Below are 21326 nucleotides of genomic sequence, written 5' to 3' on the forward strand. Positions count from 1 at the left end.
TTAATTCAATTACCCCGGCCTGCTATGATTTGTCATGACCTTTACCATCCGACCGCTGCATCCAGAAGAATTGGCCGCCTTCTTCCGCTACCTCAACGACCACCTGCTCGATAACGGCCGCGATGGCGCACCCCTGTTCCAGCCCATGTCGCGCACCAGCGCCGGCTTCCCGCCGGAGAAGGCGAATGGCTTCAGTACCGGCCTGCAGGCCAGCTTTGGCCAGCAAGGCTGGCGCCGGGTCTGGGTCGCGCTGCGCGAGGGCGAAATCATGGGCCATATCGACCTGCGTTCGCGCCCCGAGCCGGCGGCACGCCACCGCTGCTTGCTGGGCATGGGCGTGCACCGCGCTGCACGGCGCAGCGGACTTGGTACGGCGCTGGTGGAAGCGGCCGCCAACTGGGCGCATGGCCAGGGGCTGGAATGGGTCGACCTGGAGGTGTTGGCGGGAAACCAGCCGGCCAGGGCCCTGTATCGCCGCTGCGGCTTCGTGCAGACGGGCGAGATTCCCGATTTGTTCCGGATCGACGGCGAGAGCCTGGAGTATGTCTTCATGTCCCTGCAGCTCGCCGCTGGAGCGGATAGAATGGGCGTTTGACAGAACAATTCATAGCAGGAACCATGGCATACAAAACAATCGCCGATACCATCGGTAACACGCCGCTGGTGCAACTGGTACGCATCCCCGGCGCGGAAGCGGCCGCACGCGGCAATATCATCCTCGGCAAGCTGGAAGGCGACAACCCGGCCGGCTCGGTGAAGGACCGTGCTGCCATGTCGATGCTGCGCCGGGCCGAAGAGCGCGGGCAGATCAAGCCGGGCGACACCCTGATCGAAGCAACCAGCGGCAACACCGGCATCGCGCTGGCCATGGCTGCCGCCATCAGCGGTTACAAAATGATCTTGCTGATGCCGGAAAACCTGAGCGAAGAGCGCCGCATGAGCATGGCCGCCTACGGTGCCAACATCATCCTGACGCCGAAAACCGGCGGCATGGAATACGCGCGCGACCTGGCCGAGCAGATGCAAAAGGATGGCAAGGGCATCATCCTCGACCAGTTTGCCAACGGCGACAACCCGCGTGCCCACTACGAAGGCACCGGTCCGGAGATCTGGCGCGATACCGAAGGCCGCGTGACGCACTTCGTGTCCGCCATGGGGACCACCGGCACCATCATGGGCGTGTCGCAATACCTGAAGGAGCAGAACGGGAACATCCGCATCATCGGCGCCCAGCCTGAAGAAGGTTCGTCGATCCCGGGCATCCGCAAATGGCCGGAAGCCTACCTGCCGAAGATCTACGACAAGGCGCGCGTGGACCAGGTGGAATACGTGTCGCAGGCCGCGGCGGAGCGCATGGCGCGCCGGCTGGCTGCCGAGGAGGGCATCTTCTGCGGGATTTCGGCAGCGGGTGCCTGTGAGATTGCGCTGCGCATTTCGCAGCAAGTGGAAAACGCGACGATCGTGTTCATCGTCTGCGATCGCGGCGACCGCTATCTGTCGACCGGGGTGTTCCCGGCCTGAGCATAGGGCCGCTCACCCTCCCCGCGCGGGGAGGGTAAACCAGGGACTGGAATCAGCCCTCGTTTTTCGAGCTGCCGGCGCCTTCTTTCGGCTTGAACTGCTTGTCGCTGATGCGGAACTTATTGCGACGGTCACCCATCAGGTAACGCAGGTCACGGATGCTCAGGTCGGAAACCTCGTGCATGCGGATCAGCAGCGATGCGCCAACCGGCAGGCGGTGGTGGCGGATCTTGGAGATCACAGGCGGCGCCACTTCCAGAGCGCGCGACAGGGCCGCATCGTTCTTCAGGCGCAGGTTTTCGATCAGGGTGTCGAGCAGGCGGTTCGGATTGTACTGCAGCAGATCATCGCCTTCCGACTCGTTGTTCATATCATTACCGACTTGGTTGGTCATGTCTTCTGTTCCTTCTCTAAAGTTGTCCTGCTAAGACCCAATCCGGAAACGGATTCCTGTTTAACAAGTTTCATAATATATACACAATTGTACAACAGAGCGGTCAGCAGTACTTGCGTGCAACAAAAAATAGTATATTGCTCTCGAAACGCGTTGTCCTATCGCAACATTCTGAGAGAATTCTACCTGAATTTTTGTGTTAGGGTAATTCTACACTCTTGTATATCACACAAGTTACACGCAGTTACAAAGTTTCCTTCATTGAAAGCTTTACCGCGCGCCCAAGTTCGACTACCGACATGGCATAGAAATAACTCCGGTTGTACTTGGTTATAGAGAAGAAATTGTTGCTGCCGACCCAGTACTCGGTCGGCTCAGGGCCATTCTGCAGGTCAACCAGGCCATACAGGCCCGGCGGCAAGTCCGCATCCGGGTGCACGCCGGAGGCCAGCAGGTCTGCGCCGCTATATTGGGCTTCCAGGCCGGTGCCCAGGTATTTTTCCCAGCCGCGTTCGGGCGACACGGTTGCCGGATAAGCCAGTCGCGCCGGGTCGTCGCGCTTCCAGCCATGTGCAATCAGGAAATTGGCCACGCTGCCGATCGCGTCGGCCGGCGAATTGCGCAGGTCGACCTTGCCGTCGCCATCGAAGTCCACACCCAGCTTGTAGATATTGCTCGGCATGAATTGCGGCATGCCAACCGCGCCGGCGTAGGAACCGGTCAGCGATAGCGGGTCGATTCCGCTCTGGCGCGCCGAAACAATGGCTGCTTCCAGCTCGCCGCGGAAGAATTCCATGCGCGCTTCGCGGTTCGGCGTCAGCGGGTAGGAGAAGGCCAAGGTAGCCAGTACGTCGAGCACGCGGAACTTGCCCATGTCGCGGCCGTAGATGGTTTCCACGCCGATGATGCCGACGATGATTTCGGCCGGCACGCCATACAGCGCCTCGGCGCGCGCCAGTGTGTCGCGGTTGGCGGCCCAGAACTCGACACCCGCATTGATGCGCCTGGGTTCGATGAAACGGCTGCTGTAGGCTTGCCAGTTTTTCGGCTTGCCCGGCGGCGCCGGTTTCACCAGCTGCACCGCGGCGTCGATGTAGCGCAGTTCGAGAAACAGCTTTTCGGATTCGGCGATCGGCACGCCGTGCTTCAGTTCCAGGTCGCCCATGAACTGCTGCACGTCCTTCCATTGGCCGAAGTTGACGAACTCGCCGCTGTAATCAATGGCTGGTTTCTTTGGCGCTTTCTTGACCTTGGCGGGCTTGTGGATGGCGGCGTCGGCCACCGGCGCCAGCGCCAGGCCAAGGCAAGCCAGGGCGAGCGCAGTGGCGGGGAATTTCTTTAAAAAAGTCATCGGCATTGCTTCAGCAAACTATTCAGTCGTGCGACCGGGTTATCGTTTTGCGCCACCGGTGCGCCATATTTGAGCGCGCCATATAGCGCCAGGAATCCTGTCATGGCCGATATTTTCTCGCGGGGCAGGTTCAGCTGCCGCACGCGTTGGGCCAGGCCCAGCGGGCCTTCGTCCGGCGCCTTGTGCACGCCATGCCGCGCCAGCTGGCGGCAGAAGGCGTGGTAAGCAGCATCGACGGGGTCGTGTGCCCTCGCGCTGCGACGGTATTTGATCATCAGCCACAGCCCGGCGCACAGGGCCAATGCCGCCAGCAGGCGCCAGTCGCCAAACGCGGTGGCTAGTTCTCTGAGGAAATCTTGCTGCCTGTTTGGATTGTAATCGAGGATCCATTGATTCCAAGCATTATTCATCGCGCTGATGCTAAAACGCATCTGCGCCAGCCAGGAATTCTGGTCGCGTGCCAGGTCGGCCAAGCCTTGCAAGCCGAAAGGTGCTGCTTGCGGCAAGGTTTGCGCCAGGCTGGTGCGGATGCGTTCCGGCGCCACCGCGGCAGTCGGGTCGATGCGCGTCCAGCCGCGCTGGGGGCCCAGCCATACTTCGCTCCAGGCGTGCGCATCGGACTGGCGCACCGTATAGTAGCCATCGACCGGATTGAGTTCGCCGCCCTGGTAGCCGGTCACCACCCGTGCCGGCAAACCGGCCGCCCGCATCACGTAGACGAAGGCGCTGGAATAGTGTTCGCAGAAGCCCTTGCGGGTATCGAACAGGAATTCGTCGATTTCATCGCGGCCCAGGCGGCCCGGCTCCAGCGTGTATTCGAAGCCTTTGCGGAACATGTCCAGCACGGCAGCAATGGCGGCTTCGTCGCCGCGTTCGGCGCGCAGGGCCTGGATCTGCGCCGCATAGCGCAGCGTGCGCGGGTTGTAGCCTTTGGGAAGCTGCAGCCAGCGCCTCAGTGCCTGCGGCTCCAGGTCGGGTTGTGCGAGGTAATCCGGATGTGCCACGGAACTGTAGCGCAGGCGCTTGTCGCTGCTGGCCCGCACCAGTTGTTCCAGCTCGCCGGTATAGAACGTATCGCCGTCGCTGGTCCTGGCGCCCGGTTCGCTCAGTTCCAGCATGAACAGGAACTGGCGGCGGCCCGGCTCCAGCGTCACCTCGTAGGGATAGGACGGCCCTTTCCATGCCAGTTGCCTGGAAAGGCGCAACTGGGCGCTTGGAAGCAGCGCCTGGGCGATGCGGTTCCAGGTGCGGCCGTCATAGTTGCTCATCACCGGGCCACGCCAGTACAGCAGTGCTTTCGGCGGTGCGGCGCCATTGAAGCTGGCGCGGAACGCCACCTCTTCTGACAACGCCAGGCTGCTCATCGAGCCAGGCGACATAGTGTCCGACATGCCGCTCTTGCCCGCGGCATCGCCCGGCAAGCCCCACAACGGCCCCTGGATGCGCGGGAAGCCGACAAACAACAGCATGCCCAGTGGTGCGGCGATGAGAAAAATGCGTCCGCCCAGCTTCAGGCGTGCGGCCAGCGGTGGCACGGCGCCGGTGAACTGGAAGGTGATCTGCGCCGACAGCAACACGATGATCGTGGCAATCATTGCCAGCGCCGTGAGAATCGATTGCGAGTAGAAGAAGTTGGTCAGCAGCAGGAAGAAGCAGAGGAAGATCACCACGAACAGGTCGCGCCGCGCATGCATTTCCAATAGCTTGAAGGTCAGCAGCAGGGCCAGCATGGTGACGCCCGGTTCGCGCCCCAGCAAGGAGCGGAAGGTCAGGTAGACGCCCGCCATGGCCAGCAGCGAGACCGGCAGCAGCAGCCACATGGGCGGCAGGCGGCTGCCGCGCAGGGTGATGGCGCCGCGCCAGGCCAGGGTCAGGCAGACCGCAGCCGAGGTCCACAGCGGCAGGTGGCCGAAGTGCGGCAGCAGAACCATCACGGCAGCCAGCAGCAGCAGCAGGGTGTCGGCTTTGTCGCGCGTGAGGCGGTTGGCCATGCCGGTCAGGCGCGCAATCATGCACCCTCCTTGCCGTATAAGGCCAGCACACGCAGGCAGTCGGCGCAATGCGCCTCGCCCAGGCCCTGCGCGATTTGGCGGTGGCCAACGGTAAGGGCGTAGGGCAGGGAGCGCCGCTCCGCCTCCAGCACCCAGGCGGTCAGGCGCGACAGGCGTACGTCAATATCGAGCTGCGGCGGCAGCGCGTTGAGCTCCAGCAGCAGATCGGATACGGCGCCTCCTTCAAAATGCTTGCTGACCAGGTTGCCCCCATCGGCCGGATGCAGGCGCGCGATCTGGCGCCAGGCCAGGTGGCGCATCGGGTCGCCCGGCTGGTAGTTGCGGATGCCGGAGAAATTATCCAGGCCCACGGTGCCGTGGCCGTCCTCACGTGCGGCGCCGGTGGTCGGCAACGGTGGCGGCGCCACTTCCGGCTGCGGATAGACCAGTACTTTCAGGTCCGGTTGCCAGTACGACCAGGCGCCGAACAGGCCGAGCGGGAAGCGGGTGAACAGGCGCACGCGCGGCGCCGCCAGCCAGCCGCGTTCCGTGGTGGGGCGCGACAGCACGATAGCCGCGCTGCCCTTCGCCGCGACATCGATCGACTGGCGCGGTTCGCCGTCTTCCTGGAAGCCAAGCCAGATCGCGTAGCGGTCGCGTGGCGTGGCGTTACGCACCAGCAGTTCGAACTGGGCCTCGTCGCCGGCAAACACCGGCTGGGCACGGCCCGGCGACAAGTGCAGGAAGGCCAGGTTCTTGGCCGTCATGTACATGTCGACGATGGCGCAGGACCCGGTGAAGAAGGTCAGCACGAAGCCCAGGCCAAGGGTGTAGTTGATGGAGCCGATCAGCATGATCAGCAGCAGGCCGATAAAAGCCAGCCCGGGTCTGGTCGGCAGGATGAACACGCGGCGCATCACCAGCTGCACCTCGCCCGGTTCCTTTTCCTTCAACTGGAAGATCCAGCCCTTGAGCCATCTCTGCGTTGCTGCAAACATGGACTTAAACAGGTACGGATTTCTGCAGCTGCAGCACCAGGTCGCGGCTGGCCATCGCGGTGCCGTGCGAAGACTTGAGCGGGCGCAGGCGGTGCGCACAGACCGGCACCAGCACGGCTTGCACGTCTTCCGGCATGACGTGGTCGCGGCCTTCCAGCGCGGCCCAGGCACGCGCCGCCTGCAGCAGGGCCAGCGCGGCGCGCGGGCTCAGGCCTTCGGCAAAGAAGCCGTTCTGGCGCGAAGCTTGCGCCAGCGCCTGGACGTAGTCGATCAGGGCCGGCGAGGCATGGATCTGGCGCAGCGACTGCTGTGCTGCAAAGAGTTCGGCCGGCGTCATGGCCGGCGCCAGGTGCTTGAGCATCTGCCGGCGGTCTTCGCCCATCAGCAGCGCGCGTTCGGCGGCAGCGTCGGGGTAGCCGAGCGAAATGCACATCAGGAAGCGGTCCAGCTGCGATTCCGGCAGCGGGAAAGTGCCGACCTGGTGGGTCGGGTTCTGCGTTGCGATCACGAAGAACGGTTCGGGCAGGGGGCGGGTCACGCCATCGGCCGACACCTGGCGCTCTTCCATCGCCTCCAGCAGGCCGGACTGGGTCTTCGGCGTGGCGCGGTTGATTTCGTCGGCCAGCAGCACTTGCGTGAAGATCGGGCCCGGATGGAAACTGAAGGCGTTCAGCTCGCGTTCATAGATCGAAATGCCGGCCACGTCGGCCGGCAGCAGGTCGCTGGTGAACTGGATGCGGTTGAACTGCAGGCCCAGCGACAGCGCCAGGGCGTGCGACAACGTCGTCTTGCCGACGCCCGGCAAGTCTTCCAATAAAAGGTGGCCGCCGGCCAGCAGGCAAGTCAGGGACTGGCGCACTTGCAATTCCTTGCCGACGATGACCTGGCCAACCTGGCGTGCTACGGCGTGTAATTTGGTATACATGGTTTTGGTACTCATCCCGCCGCGTGGTAGATTAGTCGCATTCTATGCGAGAACGTGATTCATGAGCACAGCAATTTACAGCCATCCCGACTGCCGGCGCCACGAAATGGGCGATTGGCATCCAGAATGCCCGGCGCGCCTGCAAGCCATTGCCGACCAGTTGATCAACGCCCACATCGACGACCTGCTGGAACACCGCGAAGCCCCACTGGCCGAGGAAGCTTCCATCGCACGCAACCACACTGCCAACGCCATCGCCATCGTGCGCGACCACCTGCCGGCTGCCGGCGACTACTACCCGATCGATGGCGACACCTCGCTCAACGCGCATAGCTGGAACTCGGCGCGGCGCGCGGCCGGCGCCGCGATTGCAGCCACCGATGCCGTGATCGACGGCGAAATCGATAATGCCTTTTGCGCCGTGCGCCCGCCGGGGCACCATGCACGGCCGACCGAGCCGATGGGATTCTGCCTGTTCAACAATGTGGCAATCGCCGTCAAGCATGCGCTCGACGTGCGCGGCCTGGAGCGCGTGGCAGTGGTCGATTTCGATGTCCACCACGGCAACGGCACCGAAGAAGCGCTGCTCGACGAGCCGCGCGCGCTGATGGTGAGCTTCTTCCAGCATCCCTTCTATCCGTATTGCGAAGTGCTGCCGGAGACGCCCAACCGCGTCAACGTGCCGGTGCCGGCCGGCTCCAAGGGCGACACGGTGCGCGCGCTGGTGCAGGAAAAGTGGCTGCCGGCGCTGCATGCGTTCAAGCCACAGATGATTTTCATCTCCGCCGGCTTCGATGCGCACCGCGAGGACGACCTGGGCGGCATGGGACTGGTGGAAGCCGATTATGCCTGGATGACGCAGCAGGTGATGGAGGTCGCGCGCCAGCACGCGCAAGGCCGCATCGTGAGCTGCCTGGAAGGCGGCTACAACCTGTCGGCCCTGGGCCGCAGTGTGGTGGCCCACGTGAAGGCCCTGGCCGAGATCTGACATGCTGTCGCTGCTGCTCGCACTGGCCGGTGCCAGCGCTTTCCCGTATGAGTCGCTGACCACCCCGGCCAGTTGCACCGTGCCCGAGTGGCCGCGGGAAGCCGTGCGCTACGAAATCGAAGGCACTACTACGCTGCAGTTCCAGGTGGGGACCGACGGTGCCGTACGCAACGCGCAAGTGAAGCAGGGCAGCGGCTGGAGCATCCTGGACCAGGCAGCGCTGGCGGGCCTGGCGCGCTGCCGCTTCAAGCCAGGCCTGCCCGCAGCGCGCGAAGGCACGGCGTTCCCGCTGCAGTATGCGTGGACGCTGGAAGGCCCGCCGCCATTGCGGCCGATGTTGGTGCCGGGCAGTTGCGGCCCGTCGCAGCGCTTCCTGCGCTACGATAACCTCGACCAGCGCCCTGATGGGCGCGCCTCCATCAAACTGCGCTTCCTGATCGATCCCGAGGGCAAGGCCCAGCGCATTGTGCCGGAAGCGGCGCATTTCGATGCCGCCGTGGTGCGGGATGCGGTGAACTGGCTGCAAACTTGTCGTTTCGGTATCTCGCCCAAGGCCAGCGGCGCCCGCACCGACACCTCGTTCGGCAGGGTGGTCTTGAGGTAAAATGGCGGATTGTTCATTCGATTCGTAAGGCAAGAGCATGTCTATCCAATGGTTCCCCGGGCATATGAACGCCGCCAAGAAAAAGGCGGCGGAACAGATGGCCGACGTCGATGTCGTCATCGAAGTGGTTGACGCGCGCCTGCCTGCGGCAAGTTGCAATCCGCTGGTGGAAGAACTGCGCAAGTTCCGCCAGCGCCCTTGCTTGAAGATCCTGAACAAGATCGACCTGGCCGATCCGGATGCCACCGCGGCCTGGATTCGCCATTTCGAGCAGGACAAGACGGTGACTGCTTATGCGATGACGACCAAGAAGCCGTCCGACGTGGCCAAGGTGATTGCCAAGGCGCGCAAGCTGGCGCCGCACCGCAATGAGCCGATCAAGCCGCTGCGCATGATGATCATGGGGATTCCCAACGTTGGGAAGTCGACCCTGATGAATGCGCTGCTCAAGCGCCGCGTAGCCAAGGTCGGGGACGAGCCGGCCGTGACCAAGCAGCAGCAGAAGATCTACCTCGATATGGAAACGGTGCTGATCGATACCCCAGGCCTGCTGTGGCCGAAGATCGAGATGCCGTCCGACGGCATGGCGCTGGCGGCGTCGCATGCAGTCGGCGCCAACGCGCTGATCGAAGAAGAAGTGGCGCTGTGGCTGGCGGAGGAACTGCTGAAGCACTATCCGGAGTTGCTGAAGGCGCGCTACAAGGCCGACGTGTCGGCCATGGATGGCGTGGCGTTGATCGAGCGCGTGGCGCAATTGCGCAGCTACCGCTTAAAGGGCGGCGACTGGGACTTTGAAAAGGCGTCGCATATGCTGCTGCAGGATTACCGCAGCGGCGCGCTGGGGCGCATTTCGCTGGAAACGCCGGCCACCCGCGCCGAAGCGCTGGCAGCCCACGCGGAATCTGAGCGCATCAAGGCGGAAGAGGCGGAGCGCAAGGCGGCCGAGAAGGAAGCAGAGCGCATGAAGGGCAAGCGCGGGAGCTAGGATAGTCTCCAGCGGCAGCTGATTTGACGGGGTCAGACCCTTGGGTCTGACCCTGGTTTACCGGTTTTAACCCAGTTTGAAGCTGCTGACTGCCAGCGCCCCCATGAAGCGGTCTTCGTGATACACGACTTCGGCGGCCGCATCCTCGGCCGCACCCACCACCACCATCAACGGCAGCAAATGCTCCTCGCGCGGATGCGCCATGCGCGCCGCCGGCGCCCGTTCCCATTCCAGCAAGCGCGCCGTGCGTTCATGCGGCGCCGCCGCCATGGTCTCGCCCAGCCACGCATCGAACAGGCGTGAAGCCTCTGCGCCGGCGGCGTTGAATGCGCGCAGGTTGTGGTAACTCAGGCCGCTGCCGATGATGAGGATGCCTTCATCGCGCAAAGGCCGCAGTAGCCGGCCGACCTCCAGGTGCTCGGCCGGATCCAGCCCATGACGCAGCGAAAGCTGAACGATCGGGATGTCGGCCTGCGGGAAGGCGGGGTACATGGCGCTGAACGTGCCATGGTCGAAACCGCGCTCCGGATCGAGGCGCGCCCGTCCGCCAAGCAGGTCGGCCACGCGTGTGGCCAGTTCCGGCGAACCGGGGGCGGGGTACTGGATCTGGTAAGTATGCGGCGGGAAGCCGCCATAGTCATAGATCATCGGCGGCCTGGCCGACGATGAAACGAGGAAGTCGCGTCCCTCCCAATGAGCGGTGACGACCAACAGGGCCCTCGGCTTGCCGCCGGCCTGGCGCGGCAAGTCGCGCAGCGATGCATCGAGTTGGTCGTAAGCGTTGCCGAACTGGTCACGCATCCAGGGCCACGGGCCGCCGCCGTGGGACAGGAAGAAGGTGGGCAAGGTAGTCATGCCCACCAATATACCCCGCTCAGCGATTCGTTGCAGACAGCGACATCAGCGCAAACAGGCGGGCGGCGCGCATCCACGCCATGGCCAGGGCGATCAACTGCGCCAGCACGAACGCCGCCACCAGCAGCGCGGCATTGCTGCCCGCCACATTCAGCCGCGCCACGGCCAGCAGTGCCGCCAGCAGCAGGCCGGCTACGGTCAGTACGGTGTAGGCGCCCAGCATGGCTGCTGGCCGGCGCAAGAGAAGCTTGACGCCCCACCACCAGGCCTTGACGGCGGAAGTGCGGCGGCGGTCGATCGCCAACTGGGCGCGGCCGGCATCGAGCGTCAGGTTGGCCAGCGCCACCAGCAGGGAGGCGGCGACCGTGGCTGTCAACTGCCAGTGTGCCGCATCGGCTTCCTGTACAGCCTTGCCGGCACAGGTTTCGGCAGCTTCCGCCAGCGCACCGCCCAATGCAAACGCCACACCCAGCGGCACGATCGCCCACAGCAGCATGCGGAACATGCGCGGGTATTCGGCGACCCCGCCTGCGCACAGCTCGCGCAAGGTGGCGGTTTGCTGCGCGCGGCCGGCAGTGACGATGGCGCCGGTCAGGAACGGCGACAGAAGCAGGGTCAGGACGAGGGCTGCGATGCCGCCGGCCTGCAGCGAAACGGCGTTGCGCCGCAGTTCGGCAGCCATGTCGGTGAAAGCGAGGCCGTCGAGCGCGCGCGCCAGTTCGGGGGCGCGCACCGAGTTATCCAGCAGCGGCGACAGGCTGTTCCAGATGGGCAGGGCCAGCAGGGCTGTCGGCAGCAGCACGGCGATCAGCCAGATCAGCATCAGGCGCCATTGCAGGGCGGCGCGGGCCGCGTGTTTGAGGTTGGTTGTCAGCTTCATACTGTGGCGATGAAAGAGAGCAGGGTCTGGACGATGGCGGCCAGGTCGAAGGTCCAGCGGCGCGAGGCGCTGCCGTCCTTCTTCAAGGTGCGGCTGTCATCGAGCTTGCTGATGTCGAGCAGGTGTTTGCTTTCCGGGTCGAGCTGGGCCGATACCGCTTTCACGGGCTTGGTCCACTCGTAGGTATGCCAGCGCTGTTCACCGCCCCAGAGTACGGTCTCCTTGGTGCCATCGGCGAAAGTGACCACCAGCGTCTGCAGGACATCGGCGCCGCGCCGGCGCACGGTGACCCTTGTCAGGTAGGGGAACGGGCCAGTGCCCGGCTTGGCTTTCGGATTGGCCTTTTCCCATGCATCGCGCAGCTGTTCGACGTGCTTGTCGACCTGGTCTTCGGTCAAGTCGGCCAGCTTGCCGCCTTTCATTTGCCGGCCCGGCAGTGGCAGCACCTCTTCGCTGGTGAAGGAGGAAATGCGGTCGTCCACGCGCGTGGCGGCATAGACCTGCCGCGCGAAGACGGTTTCCACCAGCTGGCGCTGGCCGCTGACTTCGGCCAGCGTCTCACGGAAATCAGCCACGCTTGGGTGGCGGAATTTCCAGCGTCGGTAATATTCCTTGAAGGCGCGCTCCATGGTTTCCTTGCCCAGCTGCGCTTCCAGGTCATGCATGACCAGGGTGGTGCGCGAATACACCGGACCAATGCCTTGCAGGCGGGTATAAGCGTTCTGGCCCAGCGGGTCGGATGGTTCGTCACGCGGCGTGCCCTGGCGTTCGAACTCGAAGCCCTTGATGGTGGGCGCAAATCCGATCGCGCGCAGGAACGGCGTCGTGAGGTGCGCCTTGCGGCCCGTATCGCGCAGCATGCGCTGGTTCCAGTACTCGTTCAGTCCTTCGTCCAGCATCGGCTCTTCGAACTCGTTACTGGCGAGGATGCCGTAGAAGTAGCCATGGCCGAATTCGTGAATGGTGACGAAATCCAGCGCCGCCGATGCGAACGTGCCCGGCTTCAGGCCGGCGAAGTTGTCGACAGTGAAGAAGGTGGGGTACTCCATGCCGCCCGCTTCGCTGGCGTTATGTGGAGGAATGACCACCGTCACGGTCTTGTATGGATAGGGGCCGAGGGTCTTCGAGAAGTAGTCCAGCGAATCCTTGGTGGCCTGCAAGGCAGGCGCCGCGTTGGATGCGAATTCCGGCGGATAGAGCACGGTGATCTTTACCTGCGGGCTGCCGGGCCCGGTCCAGGTGCCGGTCAGCGGTGCCGCAGTGCGCTTGTCGGCGGTCCACGCGAAATCGTGCACGTCGCCCTGCACGAAATGGTGGGTCAGCTTGCCGTCCTTTTCCTGCGGCGCGCCCTGCAGTTCGCCGGTGGCTGCCACGGTATATTCCTTGGGAACCGTGAGCCTGACGTCATAGCTGCCAAAGTCCGCGTAATACTCGGATTCCGCGTGGTATTCATGCGCGTTCCAGCGCACGGCGGTGGCGCCCCGTTCGCCCGGCAGTTCCAGTACGGCGACCTTGGGGAACCATTGCGCCACCAGATGGAAGCTGTCGAAGTAGCCGCTGCGCGCCATCACGCGCGGCAGCTGGTCGAAAAAGGCGATATCGAGCGTGGTGCTGGCACCGGGGGCGACAGCCTGCGGCAGGTCGAGGCGCACGACGGTCTGGTCGGACGCCGGGCCGCCGTCGGGATGCACGAAAGTCCATGGCACCTTGGCCCCGCCTTGCTGCACGCTGCGCAATTCGGTGTAGCCCCATTCTCCATCTTTGCTCAGGGCGCTGTTGCGAATGCCGCTGCCGGTTTTGCGCTGCTCGGTGTGGAAGGTGCTGTAGCCGTTCTGGAAGGCATTCAGATACAGATGCAGGTAGACGCTGCGCACCGGTTCGGCGCTGCGGTTGCGCCAGGTCAGGCGCTGCTTGGCGTCGATGGTGTGCCTGACCGGATCCAGGCTGGCTTCGATCTGGTAGTCCACCACGCGGTCGGACAGCGTGGCCTCCTGTCCGGTGCGGATGCCGCCCCAGGCCCCGGGAGCGCTGGGCTGCATGACGGCGGCCGCCTTGGCTGGCGCCAGCGCGATGCCGCTACCGGCTTCCGGCACGGTGGCGGGCGTCGCGTCCCCGGCCCACAGGCTGGCCTGGACCGCGACCCCGCCCAACAGGGCGGCCGTGGCTAAAAGGTGAGTGATGCGCATAAGTCTCCATTGAGTTTTTTGCAACACTAAAATATATCCCGGGTGGCAGCCGATTGCCAAACTTTTATGTCAACTTTAACCGGCGTATAATGGCGGCGCCTTGGTGCCCGCCTCCTGTTCATGGAGGCAGTTAAACGGGAAACGCAATGTGCTGCCCCCGCAACGGTACGCAAGCGCCGTCATTAAGACGGCAGGCCGCGCCAATTAGCCACTGCTGCTGCAGGAAGGTGGCCCGGTCAGTCTTGCCAGCCCGGATACCGGCCAGGGAGGTGGAAGCGCGCCCGCGCAGGGTTCGTCTTCTGTGGATTCCGGCTGCGGGGACGCAGGCGGATACTCTTTCTACTGAGTTGTCATGACCTTCATCACTTCGCGCTGCGCCGTTGCCGCAGCGGTTGCCCTGTGCTTTGCCGCAGCGGCCCAAGCCCAATCGAACACCGTTGTCGTTTCCGGTTCCCGCTTCGCCAGCGATCCGTCGCTGCTGCCGATCGGCGCCACCACCATCACCGCGGCCGACATCCGCCGCGCCGGCGTGTCCGACGTCAGCCAGGCGATCCGCAAGATTGGCGGCGTGTACGGCCGCCAGAGCCTGACCGGCAGCCCCGACTTCGGCCTCGACCTGCGCGGCTTCGGCACCAACAGCGACCAGAACGTGGTGATCGTGCTGGACGGCGTGCGCCTGAACGAAAACGAGCTGTCGAGCGCAACCCTGTCCACCATTCCGATCGACATGGTGGAGCGTATCGACATCATGCGCGGCGGCGCCAGCGTGCTGTATGGCGAAGGCGCCACCGGCGGCGTGATCCAGATCACCACCAGGCGCCCGCAAGCCGGCCAGCGCAGCGGCAATATGTTCACTGAGCTGGGCCAGTTTGACAGCGGCGAAGTGCGCGCCAGCGTGGCACAGGCCTTCGACGGCTTCGCCTTCGACGCCTCGGCCGGCCACCAGCGCTCCGACAACTACCGCGACAACAATGAATTCAAGCAGTCGCGCCTTAACGGCGGCGTGAAGTTCAGCACCGGCGTGGGCAGTTTCTCGCTGCGTGCCGACATCGCCCGCCAGGACCAGCGCTTCGCCGGCAGCCTGACGGAAGCGCAATTCAACGCCAATCCGCGCCAGACCCTGACGCCGAACGATTTCGGCAAGCTCGATAGCGACCGCTATACCGCGGCCTGGGAGCACAAGGTAGGCGCCTTCGACCTGGCTGCCGAGCTGTCGCATCGCAAGAAGGAAGCGGAAGCCACTTACTTCAGCCCATGGGGCGTCTCCAGTTCCGCCTACGACACGAAGCAGACCCAGTTCTCGCCGCGCGTGCGCCACCTTGGCCAGTTCGACGGCATGCTGAATGAGCTGGTCGCCGGCCTTGACTTCGGCCGCTGGAACCGCGTCACCAGCGCGTCCTTCTCCGCCGCAGACGCCACACAGCGCAGCAAGGCCTTCTACCTGCGCGACGAAATGAAGTTCTCCGGCCCGCAGCAATTCCGCCTTGCCGCCGGCGTGCGCCGCGAACTGTTCGACAAGGATTCGGTCGATGCAGTGCCGTTCACCACCGCCACCTACAGCGTCAAGCAAGCCAACAACGCCTGGGAAGTGCAGGGCAGCATGCTCGCCGCGCCCGGCCTGACAGCGTGGGCCAAGATGGGCCAGAGCTACCGCGTCGCCAACTCCGACGAGAACGGTTTCACCCCGCAGGCCAACAAGCCGCTGGAAACCCAGACTTCGCACGATGCTGAAATCGGCCTTGGTTACGCGCAGGGCGCCGCCAAGCTTGACGCGCGCATCTTCCGCCACAACCTGGACAACGAAATCTATTACGACCCGACCGCAGGCATGTTCGGCGCCAACACCAACCTGGCGCCAACCCAGCGCAAGGGCTTCGAGCTCGATGGCAGCTACCGCTTCGCGCCGCAATGGCAGGTGCAAGGCCACTTCCAGCAGGTGGACGCCGAGTTCCGCTCCGGTCCCAACGCCGGCCGCGAACTGGCGCTGGTGCCGAAGAACATCCTGACCGTGCGCCTGGCATGGCTGCCGTCCGACGGCCAGAGCGCCGACATTGGCGTGCAGCGCGTCGGCAAGCAGCGCTACGGCAGCGATTTCGACAACAGCTGCGATGCACGCATGCCGGCTTACACCGTGGTCGATGGCCGCTATGCGCGCAAGTTCGGCCAATGGGAACTGGGGGTGACCGCGCTGAACATGTTCGACAAGGAGCATTTCAGCCAGGCCTTCAGCTGCCGCGCAGGCATCTACCCGAACAGTGGCCGTCAACTGAAAGTATCGGCGCGCTACGACTTTTAAGCGCTTAAAACAGGCTTAAAAATGCCCCGTTGGCGCCATTTTGGCCCACGGGGCTGATCACGGCCCGCAAAAAATGGTAATCTCGCGGCGTTTACCATTTACCTGTAAGGATGACCATGCGTTTGCTGCGACTGCTGCTTGCTTCTGCCGCCCTGATGTTCACCGCTGCCGGCGCCTATGCCGCCGAGCCGAAACAAGGCGTTGACTATACGGTCCTCGACACCCCGGTGCGCACCGAAGCCCAGGGTAAAAAGGTCGAAGTGGTCGAGTTCTTCATGTTCACTTGCCCGCACTGCAATGCGCTCGAACCGCGCATGTCGGCCTGGGTCAAGCAGAACGCCGACAAGATCCACTTCCGCCGCATCCACTTTGCCCGCGGTGAAAAAGACGTGCTCGCACGCGCCTACGTAACCCTGGAAACCATGGGCACGCTGGAACCAGCCAGCCAGAAGCTGTTTGACGCCATCCACAAAGAGCACAAGCGCCTGATGCGCGAGGACGACGTGACCGCCGTGGTGGTGAGCGCCGGCGTCGACAAGGCCAAGTACGAAAGCGTCTACAAATCCTTCAGCGTCGAGTCTAAAATGAAGCGCATGGAGACCATCATCGCCCAGTACAAGGTGGACAGTGCGCCAACCCTGGTGATCGATGGCCGTTACGTGACTTCCCCATCAATGGCCGGTCGTCCAGGCCAGCCGGAAGACCAGTCCCAGGCAGCCGCCCTGGCAGTTGCCGACTACCTGGTAGCCAAGGCTGCAGCGACCAAGAAGTAAGACATGGATCAACGTGAAGAAGGCGTGATGCGTGCGTTCCGGGAGTCGGCCCCTGACGAGGCCGGCCTGGTACAGCGCACCTGGGTCAACCATTTTGCCTGGACGCTGGTAGTCCTGTTGTCCGGGCTGGTGTTCTGGCTCGTGCTGGCCGTGGTGAATGCCGAGAACCAGCGCAATGCGCTGGCCAATATGCAATGCCGCGACCGCGTCTTCAAGGAAGAGATCGACCGCCAGTGCATGCTGAGCGTGCAGTCACGCGAGCACTGGTGGCAACACCTGTACTACGCAATGAAGCACACCAAGCCCCAGAAATAAAAAATGGGGACGTACCCCATTTTTTTAATCAGGCTGTGACGTCGAGGTTGGCAAGCTGGCGCTTGAAGAGCTGTTCCTGCACGCGGATATCGTCGCCATTGTAGCCGTCGTAAGCGCGGGTGGTGCGCGACCAGACTTCCGGCATCACCTGCTCGATCAAGTTGCGGCCGGCATCGGTGAGGGTAATCATCACGCAGCGGCGGTCGCCCGGGCGGTTGCCGCGGGTGATCAGGCCTTGCGCTTCCAGGTCGTTGCAGACCCTGGTCAGGTTGGCCGGCTTTTCCATGCAGGCTTCGCCCAGGTTGGACGCCGTCGAAGTTTCATTCTCCGACCCATACAGCACCGCCAGCACCATATAGCTGGCATCGACCAGGTCATACTTGCGCAGCACCGAATTCGCCAGGTCCTTCATGCGTTTCTGGACGTGATAGGTCATGCGCAGCAGGCGTACCAGATCTTCCGGGAATTCCGGGATGCGAGTATGAATATTTTTCAGGCGCTTATTGGTTGCGTCAAAACTACTCATTCTGCAGGCACTCCTGTGCAATTTGTTCAAGCCTGAATTGTACTAGTGTTGACCTAAGGTAAATGCCTTTTTGATCTGTATCAAACCCCAAACGAAAGCGTCGGTGACGCTTGGGTTGCGTCTTTTTTGAAAGTTACATATTGGGAAAACCTTATACTTACAGGGGAAATTTGGTACAAGCCAGATACGGCCGAAGATGTTTCAGCTTTATTGCTCATGTAACATAGTGTTGGCAACTTCCAACACTGCGCCACTTGGCCCCTGATTTCGTTAGATTATTGGAAACAGGAGGACACCATGTCAGGAACCAGTACCCTCGACCCGGACAATATGCCAGCCCAGCCTGACCGCGAAGTCAACAAGGGGCATGGCACCGGGGCTCTTGGCCCCAGCGATTCATCCGATTCCGGCAGCGACCTGCAAGGCGCGCGCCCGCCAGGGCCCGGCGACACTGAACTCGACAGTGATTCCGATGCCCAGGGCACCGGCGAACGCGCCAGTGTCGGCCGCGATACGCCGGCCCCGGATGGTGGCGATATCGATGTCGATCATGTCGAATCGCTGCCCGACGCGAAACGCCAGGAACGCGACGACGTCGAACGCGGCAGCTAAAGGCTGTTGCTACAAGACTACAACCCACCCCGGCAGGGAGGGCCGGGAAGCGGCACGAACGTGCTTTCTTCCCTGGGCCGCGCCGCTGCTCGATATCAAAACTGGTATTAAAGTCGGAAAAGATTTAATTGGATTGCATCCCGCTTGATCCCCTACATTCGGTTTTAACAAAAACCAACTCAGGGAGACCGCACATGCAACACCAGTTAAATTTGAAAACCACCGTCGCCTGCATGCTGGCCACTGGCCTGCTGAGCAGCGCATCGGTCTGGGCGCAGGAAGCCGCGCAGGCCAATCCTGACGTCGTCGCCGAAAAAAAGGAGCCGGCTGACAACGCGACCGTGATCGTCACCGGCGTCAAGGCATCGATGATCAAGAGCCTGGCGATCAAGCGCACCAGCGACCAGGTCCTGGAATCGGTCGTTGCCGAAGACATCGGCAAGCTGCCCGATAATAATGTCGTTGAAGCGCTGCAGCGCGTGACAGGGATCCAGGTCACCAACCGTTCCGGCGGCGAAGTCGGCACCTTGTCCATTCGTGGCCTGCCGGACGTGCAAACCACCTGGAACGGCCGCAATATCTTCACCGCGTCGGGCACCCAGGTTGCGCTGCAGGACATCCCTTCGACCCTGGTGCGTCAGATCGACGTCTACAAGACGCGCGACGCCAGCCAGCTGGACACCGGCATTGCAGGCCAGGTTGACGTCAAGTCGCTGCGGCCGTTCGATTTCAAGGGGCCAAAAGCTTCGCTGTCGGTGCGTGAAACCTATCTCGATCCCGCGAAAAAGGCCAACCCGCAGCTCAGCGGCATGTTAAGCAACCGCTGGCAGACCGGCGTCGGCGAAATCGGCGCCCTGGTCAATCTGTCGGCCAACAAGACGAATTACCGCAATGAAAGCGTGACCCCGGGTGCCATGGTGCCGTTCACCAGCCCCAATGCCGCCGAAGTTCCTCCAGGTTACACGCCCTTGCAGCGCATCTTCGACAACAAGATCTGGACGCCAGGCACCCATGCCGGCTTGCCGATGGCAGAGGGTTCAAAGCTGGATTTCAACGGCAAAGCTTATCCTTACTACCTCGCGCGTGACGCTGTTTTCCAGAGCGACGTCCAGGGGGAGCGAAAGCGTCCTGCCGCCAATCTCGCCTTGCAGTGGAAACCGAACGCCGATTCGGTCTACACCTTCGAATCGATGTACAACGGGTACCGTGACAAGTCCTTCAACCGCTTGCTGTTCAGCTTTGTTGACTGGTGGGGGGATCTCGGCAGCAACCCTGCGGGGACGATTACGACGTTCCCGGGAACGAACGTTATCAAGAGCCGTCAAGTCAATAACGTCTATGGTTTCAACAGCGGCGACTACACCACGTCGGCAACCGATTCCCGCATCTATGCCCTGAACGGCAAGTGGGATCTTGGCGATCGCCTGAGGCTGGAAGGTGACCTGTCGTACCAATCCAGCACCTATCACTCGGAATTCACGGCCACCCGGATTGATCGCGTTGCACCGTCGATCAACGTCGACTTCAATGCCGGCGGCAACAACACTGCGTTCCATTTCAACGACGATGCCGAACTGACCGACCCGGCCAAGTGGAATGTTGCGCAATTCTTCGATAACGCCAATCGCAACAAAGGCAGCGCCGCGACGGCCAATCTGGCGGGCGTCTACGATGCCAACTGGGGCGCACTGGAGACGATCCAGTTCGGCGTGCGCTTCGACGACCGCAAGGCGTCGGAGGCCAACCGGACGCAATCGGGCAACCTGGGCCGCACGCTCGCCTCGCTGGGTCCGGCGTATTCCTCCACCAACTCGAACTTCGGCACGGACATCTCGGACGTTCCGCGCTCATGGGTGGAGCCGAATGCCTACTACATCCGCGACCACATCGACGACTGGCGCAAGCTCTATAACTCGGTCGATGCGAACTTCCTGACGACCGACAAACTGAGCCTGCAGAAGACGTTCGAGGTCGATGAAAAGACGAACAACCTCTTCCTGATGGGGAATACCCAGAACGAACTGTTCGGCCACCGCCTGCGCGGCAATTTCGGCGTGCGCTATGTCAAGGTCGATACCGACATGACCTTCTATAAGGTTGATCCCACCACCAAGGCGGTGACCTCGTCCAATGCCAGCAAGTCGGCCAGCAAGGTCCTGCCCAGCATGACCCTGATTTACGATCCATCCAAGGACGTCGTGCTGCGCTTCAACTATGGTGAAACCCTGCGCCGCCCGAGCTTCGGCGATCTGAATCCTATCTTGCAGCTCAACGACGACGTTTCCAAGGTGGGTTATGGCTCGGGCAGCGGCGGCAATCCGGACCTGAAACCGACGCACTCCAAGAACCTCGATCTGACAGCCGAGTGGTATTTCCAGAAAGACAGCGCATTCTACGGCACGCTGTTCCAGCGCAAGATCGACGGCCTGGTCGTGAGCTTGCGTCACAAGGTTCACGTCGATCCGGCCAACGACCCGTTCCGCAACTCGACCTCGGGCGGCGACCATACGAACGGCTATGACTACGTCATCAACTCGCCGGTCAACGCCTCCAACGGCACGATCAAGGGCGCCGAGCTCGGCTTCATTTACTTCCCGAAGGGGCTGCCGAGCCTGTTGGACGGCCTGGGCGTCCAGGGCAGCTATACGCGCCTGACCTCCTCGCAGAACGTGCCTGACGCCAATGATGCCGGCGTCATCGTCTCGCAACTCGAGACGCCGTTCTTCGGCGTGTCCAAGAGCTCCTACAACGCCACTCTGGCGTACGAAAAGGGCCCGGTCAGCGCGCGCTTGTCCTATGTCTGGCGCTCGGGCTTCCTGGACCGGAACGAAGCCGCCTTGTTTGCCAATCCGATTGGTATCTGGCGTCATCCGGAAAAGAGCGTGGACATGCAAATCTCCTACAAAATCAACGACAACATGTCGTTCGATATCAGTGGCGTCAACTTGACGAACGAAATGCAGCAGCAGTACTACCACTTCGGCAATGCGGGTAACGCGCAGTTGACCAATTTCGGCACGGTCCAGATCGGACGTTCGGTCTCGGCAGCCTTGCGCTGGAGGATGTAAGGCTCGACGGTCAAGAAGACCCCGCTAGCCATACAGGGCGTTGCTCGGTTCACACCGG

19 protein-coding genes and 1 riboswitch are annotated in these 21326 nt (G+C 62.8%); of the genes, 10 read left to right on the top strand and 9 right to left on the bottom strand.

Annotated features, from left to right (window positions below; all coding sequences use genetic code 11):
• Positions 1-34 precede the first annotated feature (34 nt).
• On the top strand, positions 35-595 hold the full coding sequence (locus ACN9MZ_RS09775; RefSeq protein ID WP_426341960.1) for a GNAT family N-acetyltransferase: 561 nt from the start codon (positions 35-37) through the stop codon (positions 593-595).
• Positions 596-618: 23 nt separating this feature from the next.
• A complete protein-coding gene (gene cysM / locus ACN9MZ_RS09780) occupies positions 619-1521 on the top strand; it encodes a cysteine synthase CysM (RefSeq protein WP_426170440.1) in 903 nt (300 codons plus the stop codon).
• A 52-nt stretch (positions 1522-1573) separates the two neighbouring features.
• Here cysM and ACN9MZ_RS09785 read toward each other — a convergent pair whose 3' ends face one another.
• The 5 genes from ACN9MZ_RS09785 to ACN9MZ_RS09805 all read right to left on the bottom strand — a co-directional run bounded on the left by ACN9MZ_RS09785 (position 1574) and on the right by ACN9MZ_RS09805 (position 7180).
• Complete coding sequence (locus ACN9MZ_RS09785; RefSeq protein ID WP_426341961.1) at positions 1574-1915, bottom strand: hypothetical protein; 342 nt, start codon at positions 1913-1915, stop codon at positions 1574-1576.
• A 244-nt stretch (positions 1916-2159) separates the two neighbouring features.
• Complete coding sequence (gene mltB / locus ACN9MZ_RS09790) at positions 2160-3272, bottom strand: lytic murein transglycosylase B (RefSeq protein ID WP_426341962.1); 1113 nt, start codon at positions 3270-3272, stop codon at positions 2160-2162.
• On the bottom strand, positions 3263-5278 hold the full coding sequence (locus ACN9MZ_RS09795) for a transglutaminase TgpA family protein (protein ID WP_426341963.1): 2016 nt from the start codon (positions 5276-5278) through the stop codon (positions 3263-3265). The genes mltB and ACN9MZ_RS09795 overlap by 10 nt, the downstream gene beginning before the upstream one ends.
• Positions 5275-6255 (bottom strand): DUF58 domain-containing protein, encoded by a 981-nt coding sequence (locus ACN9MZ_RS09800; protein ID WP_426341964.1) that lies wholly within the window; start codon positions 6253-6255, stop codon positions 5275-5277. The genes ACN9MZ_RS09795 and ACN9MZ_RS09800 overlap by 4 nt, the downstream gene beginning before the upstream one ends.
• A gap of 4 nt (positions 6256-6259) precedes the next feature.
• Complete coding sequence (locus ACN9MZ_RS09805) at positions 6260-7180, bottom strand: AAA family ATPase (protein ID WP_426322228.1); 921 nt, start codon at positions 7178-7180, stop codon at positions 6260-6262.
• 61 nt (positions 7181-7241) lie between these two features.
• Here ACN9MZ_RS09805 and ACN9MZ_RS09810 point away from each other — a divergent pair, with 61 nt between their 5' ends.
• Genes ACN9MZ_RS09810 through ylqF form a run of 3 tightly spaced genes read left to right on the top strand, consistent with a single transcriptional unit; the run spans position 7242 to position 9757 of the window.
• On the top strand, positions 7242-8168 hold the full coding sequence (locus tag ACN9MZ_RS09810) for a histone deacetylase family protein (protein WP_426322230.1): 927 nt from the start codon (positions 7242-7244) through the stop codon (positions 8166-8168).
• A gap of 1 nt (position 8169) precedes the next feature.
• Positions 8170-8772, top strand: a complete 603-nt coding sequence (locus ACN9MZ_RS09815) for an energy transducer TonB (RefSeq protein WP_426341965.1) — start codon at positions 8170-8172, stop codon at positions 8770-8772.
• A gap of 37 nt (positions 8773-8809) precedes the next feature.
• Complete coding sequence (gene ylqF / locus ACN9MZ_RS09820; RefSeq protein ID WP_426341966.1) at positions 8810-9757, top strand: ribosome biogenesis GTPase YlqF; 948 nt, start codon at positions 8810-8812, stop codon at positions 9755-9757.
• A gap of 66 nt (positions 9758-9823) precedes the next feature.
• Here ylqF and ACN9MZ_RS09825 read toward each other — a convergent pair whose 3' ends face one another.
• The 3 genes from ACN9MZ_RS09825 to ACN9MZ_RS09835 are packed head-to-tail and all read right to left on the bottom strand — an operon-like array spanning position 9824 to position 13678.
• The gene (locus ACN9MZ_RS09825) at positions 9824-10612 is read right to left on the bottom strand and encodes a DODA-type extradiol aromatic ring-opening family dioxygenase (protein ID WP_426341967.1); all 789 of its coding nucleotides are present in this window, start codon (positions 10610-10612) and stop codon (positions 9824-9826) included.
• A 19-nt stretch (positions 10613-10631) separates the two neighbouring features.
• Entirely contained in the window at positions 10632-11492 is an 861-nt protein-coding gene (locus ACN9MZ_RS09830; RefSeq protein WP_426341968.1) for a hypothetical protein, read from the bottom strand.
• Positions 11489-13678 (bottom strand): M1 family metallopeptidase, encoded by a 2190-nt coding sequence (locus tag ACN9MZ_RS09835; RefSeq protein ID WP_426341969.1) that lies wholly within the window; start codon positions 13676-13678, stop codon positions 11489-11491. The genes ACN9MZ_RS09830 and ACN9MZ_RS09835 overlap by 4 nt, the downstream gene beginning before the upstream one ends.
• A gap of 84 nt (positions 13679-13762) precedes the next feature.
• Positions 13763-13958, top strand: a riboswitch (cobalamin riboswitch).
• A gap of 72 nt (positions 13959-14030) precedes the next feature.
• Here ACN9MZ_RS09835 and ACN9MZ_RS09840 point away from each other — a divergent pair.
• The 3 genes from ACN9MZ_RS09840 (at position 14031) to ACN9MZ_RS09850 (ending at position 17062) form a co-directional block, all read left to right on the top strand.
• A complete protein-coding gene (locus ACN9MZ_RS09840) occupies positions 14031-15974 on the top strand; it encodes a TonB-dependent receptor (protein ID WP_426341970.1) in 1944 nt (647 codons plus the stop codon).
• Between the two features lie 116 nt (positions 15975-16090).
• Entirely contained in the window at positions 16091-16747 is a 657-nt protein-coding gene (locus ACN9MZ_RS09845; protein WP_426170461.1) for a thiol:disulfide interchange protein DsbA/DsbL, read from the top strand.
• 3 nt (positions 16748-16750) lie between these two features.
• The gene (locus ACN9MZ_RS09850; protein ID WP_229209914.1) at positions 16751-17062 is read left to right on the top strand and encodes a hypothetical protein; all 312 of its coding nucleotides are present in this window, start codon (positions 16751-16753) and stop codon (positions 17060-17062) included.
• Positions 17063-17090: 28 nt separating this feature from the next.
• Here ACN9MZ_RS09850 and ACN9MZ_RS09855 read toward each other — a convergent pair whose 3' ends face one another.
• A complete protein-coding gene (locus ACN9MZ_RS09855) occupies positions 17091-17588 on the bottom strand; it encodes a transcriptional regulator, SarA/Rot family (protein ID WP_130314940.1) in 498 nt (165 codons plus the stop codon).
• Between the two features lie 297 nt (positions 17589-17885).
• Between ACN9MZ_RS09855 and ACN9MZ_RS09860 the strand changes: the two genes are divergently transcribed.
• Both ACN9MZ_RS09860 and ACN9MZ_RS09865 read left to right on the top strand, forming a co-directional pair.
• Positions 17886-18200: a hypothetical protein gene (locus ACN9MZ_RS09860; RefSeq protein WP_426341971.1), complete on the top strand. Its 315-nt coding sequence runs from the start codon at positions 17886-17888 to the stop codon at positions 18198-18200.
• Positions 18201-18394: 194 nt separating this feature from the next.
• A complete protein-coding gene (locus ACN9MZ_RS09865) occupies positions 18395-21268 on the top strand; it encodes a TonB-dependent receptor (protein ID WP_426341972.1) in 2874 nt (957 codons plus the stop codon).
• The last annotated feature ends 58 nt before the right edge of the window (positions 21269-21326 follow it).

Origin of the sequence: Pseudoduganella sp. S-14 (assembly GCF_049913285.1) — a bacterium.
Taxonomy (GTDB): domain Bacteria; phylum Pseudomonadota; class Gammaproteobacteria; order Burkholderiales; family Burkholderiaceae_D; genus Rugamonas.

Excerpts from the sequence above, each read along its gene's own strand:
- mltB (WP_426341962.1), bottom strand. The coding sequence starts at position 3,272 with ATGCCGATGACTTTTTTAAAGAAATTCCCCGCCACTGCGCTCGCCCTG.
- ACN9MZ_RS09805 (WP_426322228.1), bottom strand. The coding sequence starts at position 7,180 with ATGTATACCAAATTACACGCCGTAGCACGCCAGGTTGGCCAGGTCATC.
- ACN9MZ_RS09860 (WP_426341971.1), top strand. The coding sequence starts at position 17,886 with ATGTCAGGAACCAGTACCCTCGACCCGGACAATATGCCAGCCCAGCCT.
- ACN9MZ_RS09815 (WP_426341965.1), top strand. The coding sequence starts at position 8,170 with ATGCTGTCGCTGCTGCTCGCACTGGCCGGTGCCAGCGCTTTCCCGTAT.
- ACN9MZ_RS09845 (WP_426170461.1), top strand. The coding sequence starts at position 16,091 with ATGCGTTTGCTGCGACTGCTGCTTGCTTCTGCCGCCCTGATGTTCACC.
- ylqF (WP_426341966.1), top strand. The coding sequence starts at position 8,810 with ATGTCTATCCAATGGTTCCCCGGGCATATGAACGCCGCCAAGAAAAAG.
- ACN9MZ_RS09795 (WP_426341963.1), bottom strand. The coding sequence starts at position 5,278 with ATGATTGCGCGCCTGACCGGCATGGCCAACCGCCTCACGCGCGACAAA.
- ACN9MZ_RS09840 (WP_426341970.1), top strand. The coding sequence starts at position 14,031 with ATGACCTTCATCACTTCGCGCTGCGCCGTTGCCGCAGCGGTTGCCCTG.
- ACN9MZ_RS09830 (WP_426341968.1), bottom strand. The coding sequence starts at position 11,492 with ATGAAGCTGACAACCAACCTCAAACACGCGGCCCGCGCCGCCCTGCAA.
- ACN9MZ_RS09835 (WP_426341969.1), bottom strand. The coding sequence starts at position 13,678 with ATGCGCATCACTCACCTTTTAGCCACGGCCGCCCTGTTGGGCGGGGTC.
- ACN9MZ_RS09800 (WP_426341964.1), bottom strand. The coding sequence starts at position 6,255 with ATGTTTGCAGCAACGCAGAGATGGCTCAAGGGCTGGATCTTCCAGTTG.
- ACN9MZ_RS09855 (WP_130314940.1), bottom strand. The coding sequence starts at position 17,588 with ATGAGTAGTTTTGACGCAACCAATAAGCGCCTGAAAAATATTCATACT.
- ACN9MZ_RS09775 (WP_426341960.1), top strand. The coding sequence starts at position 35 with ATGACCTTTACCATCCGACCGCTGCATCCAGAAGAATTGGCCGCCTTC.
- ACN9MZ_RS09825 (WP_426341967.1), bottom strand. The coding sequence starts at position 10,612 with ATGACTACCTTGCCCACCTTCTTCCTGTCCCACGGCGGCGGCCCGTGG.
- ACN9MZ_RS09785 (WP_426341961.1), bottom strand. The coding sequence starts at position 1,915 with ATGACCAACCAAGTCGGTAATGATATGAACAACGAGTCGGAAGGCGAT.
- ACN9MZ_RS09865 (WP_426341972.1), top strand. The coding sequence starts at position 18,395 with ATGCAACACCAGTTAAATTTGAAAACCACCGTCGCCTGCATGCTGGCC.
- cysM (WP_426170440.1), top strand. The coding sequence starts at position 619 with ATGGCATACAAAACAATCGCCGATACCATCGGTAACACGCCGCTGGTG.
- ACN9MZ_RS09810 (WP_426322230.1), top strand. The coding sequence starts at position 7,242 with ATGAGCACAGCAATTTACAGCCATCCCGACTGCCGGCGCCACGAAATG.
- ACN9MZ_RS09850 (WP_229209914.1), top strand. The coding sequence starts at position 16,751 with ATGGATCAACGTGAAGAAGGCGTGATGCGTGCGTTCCGGGAGTCGGCC.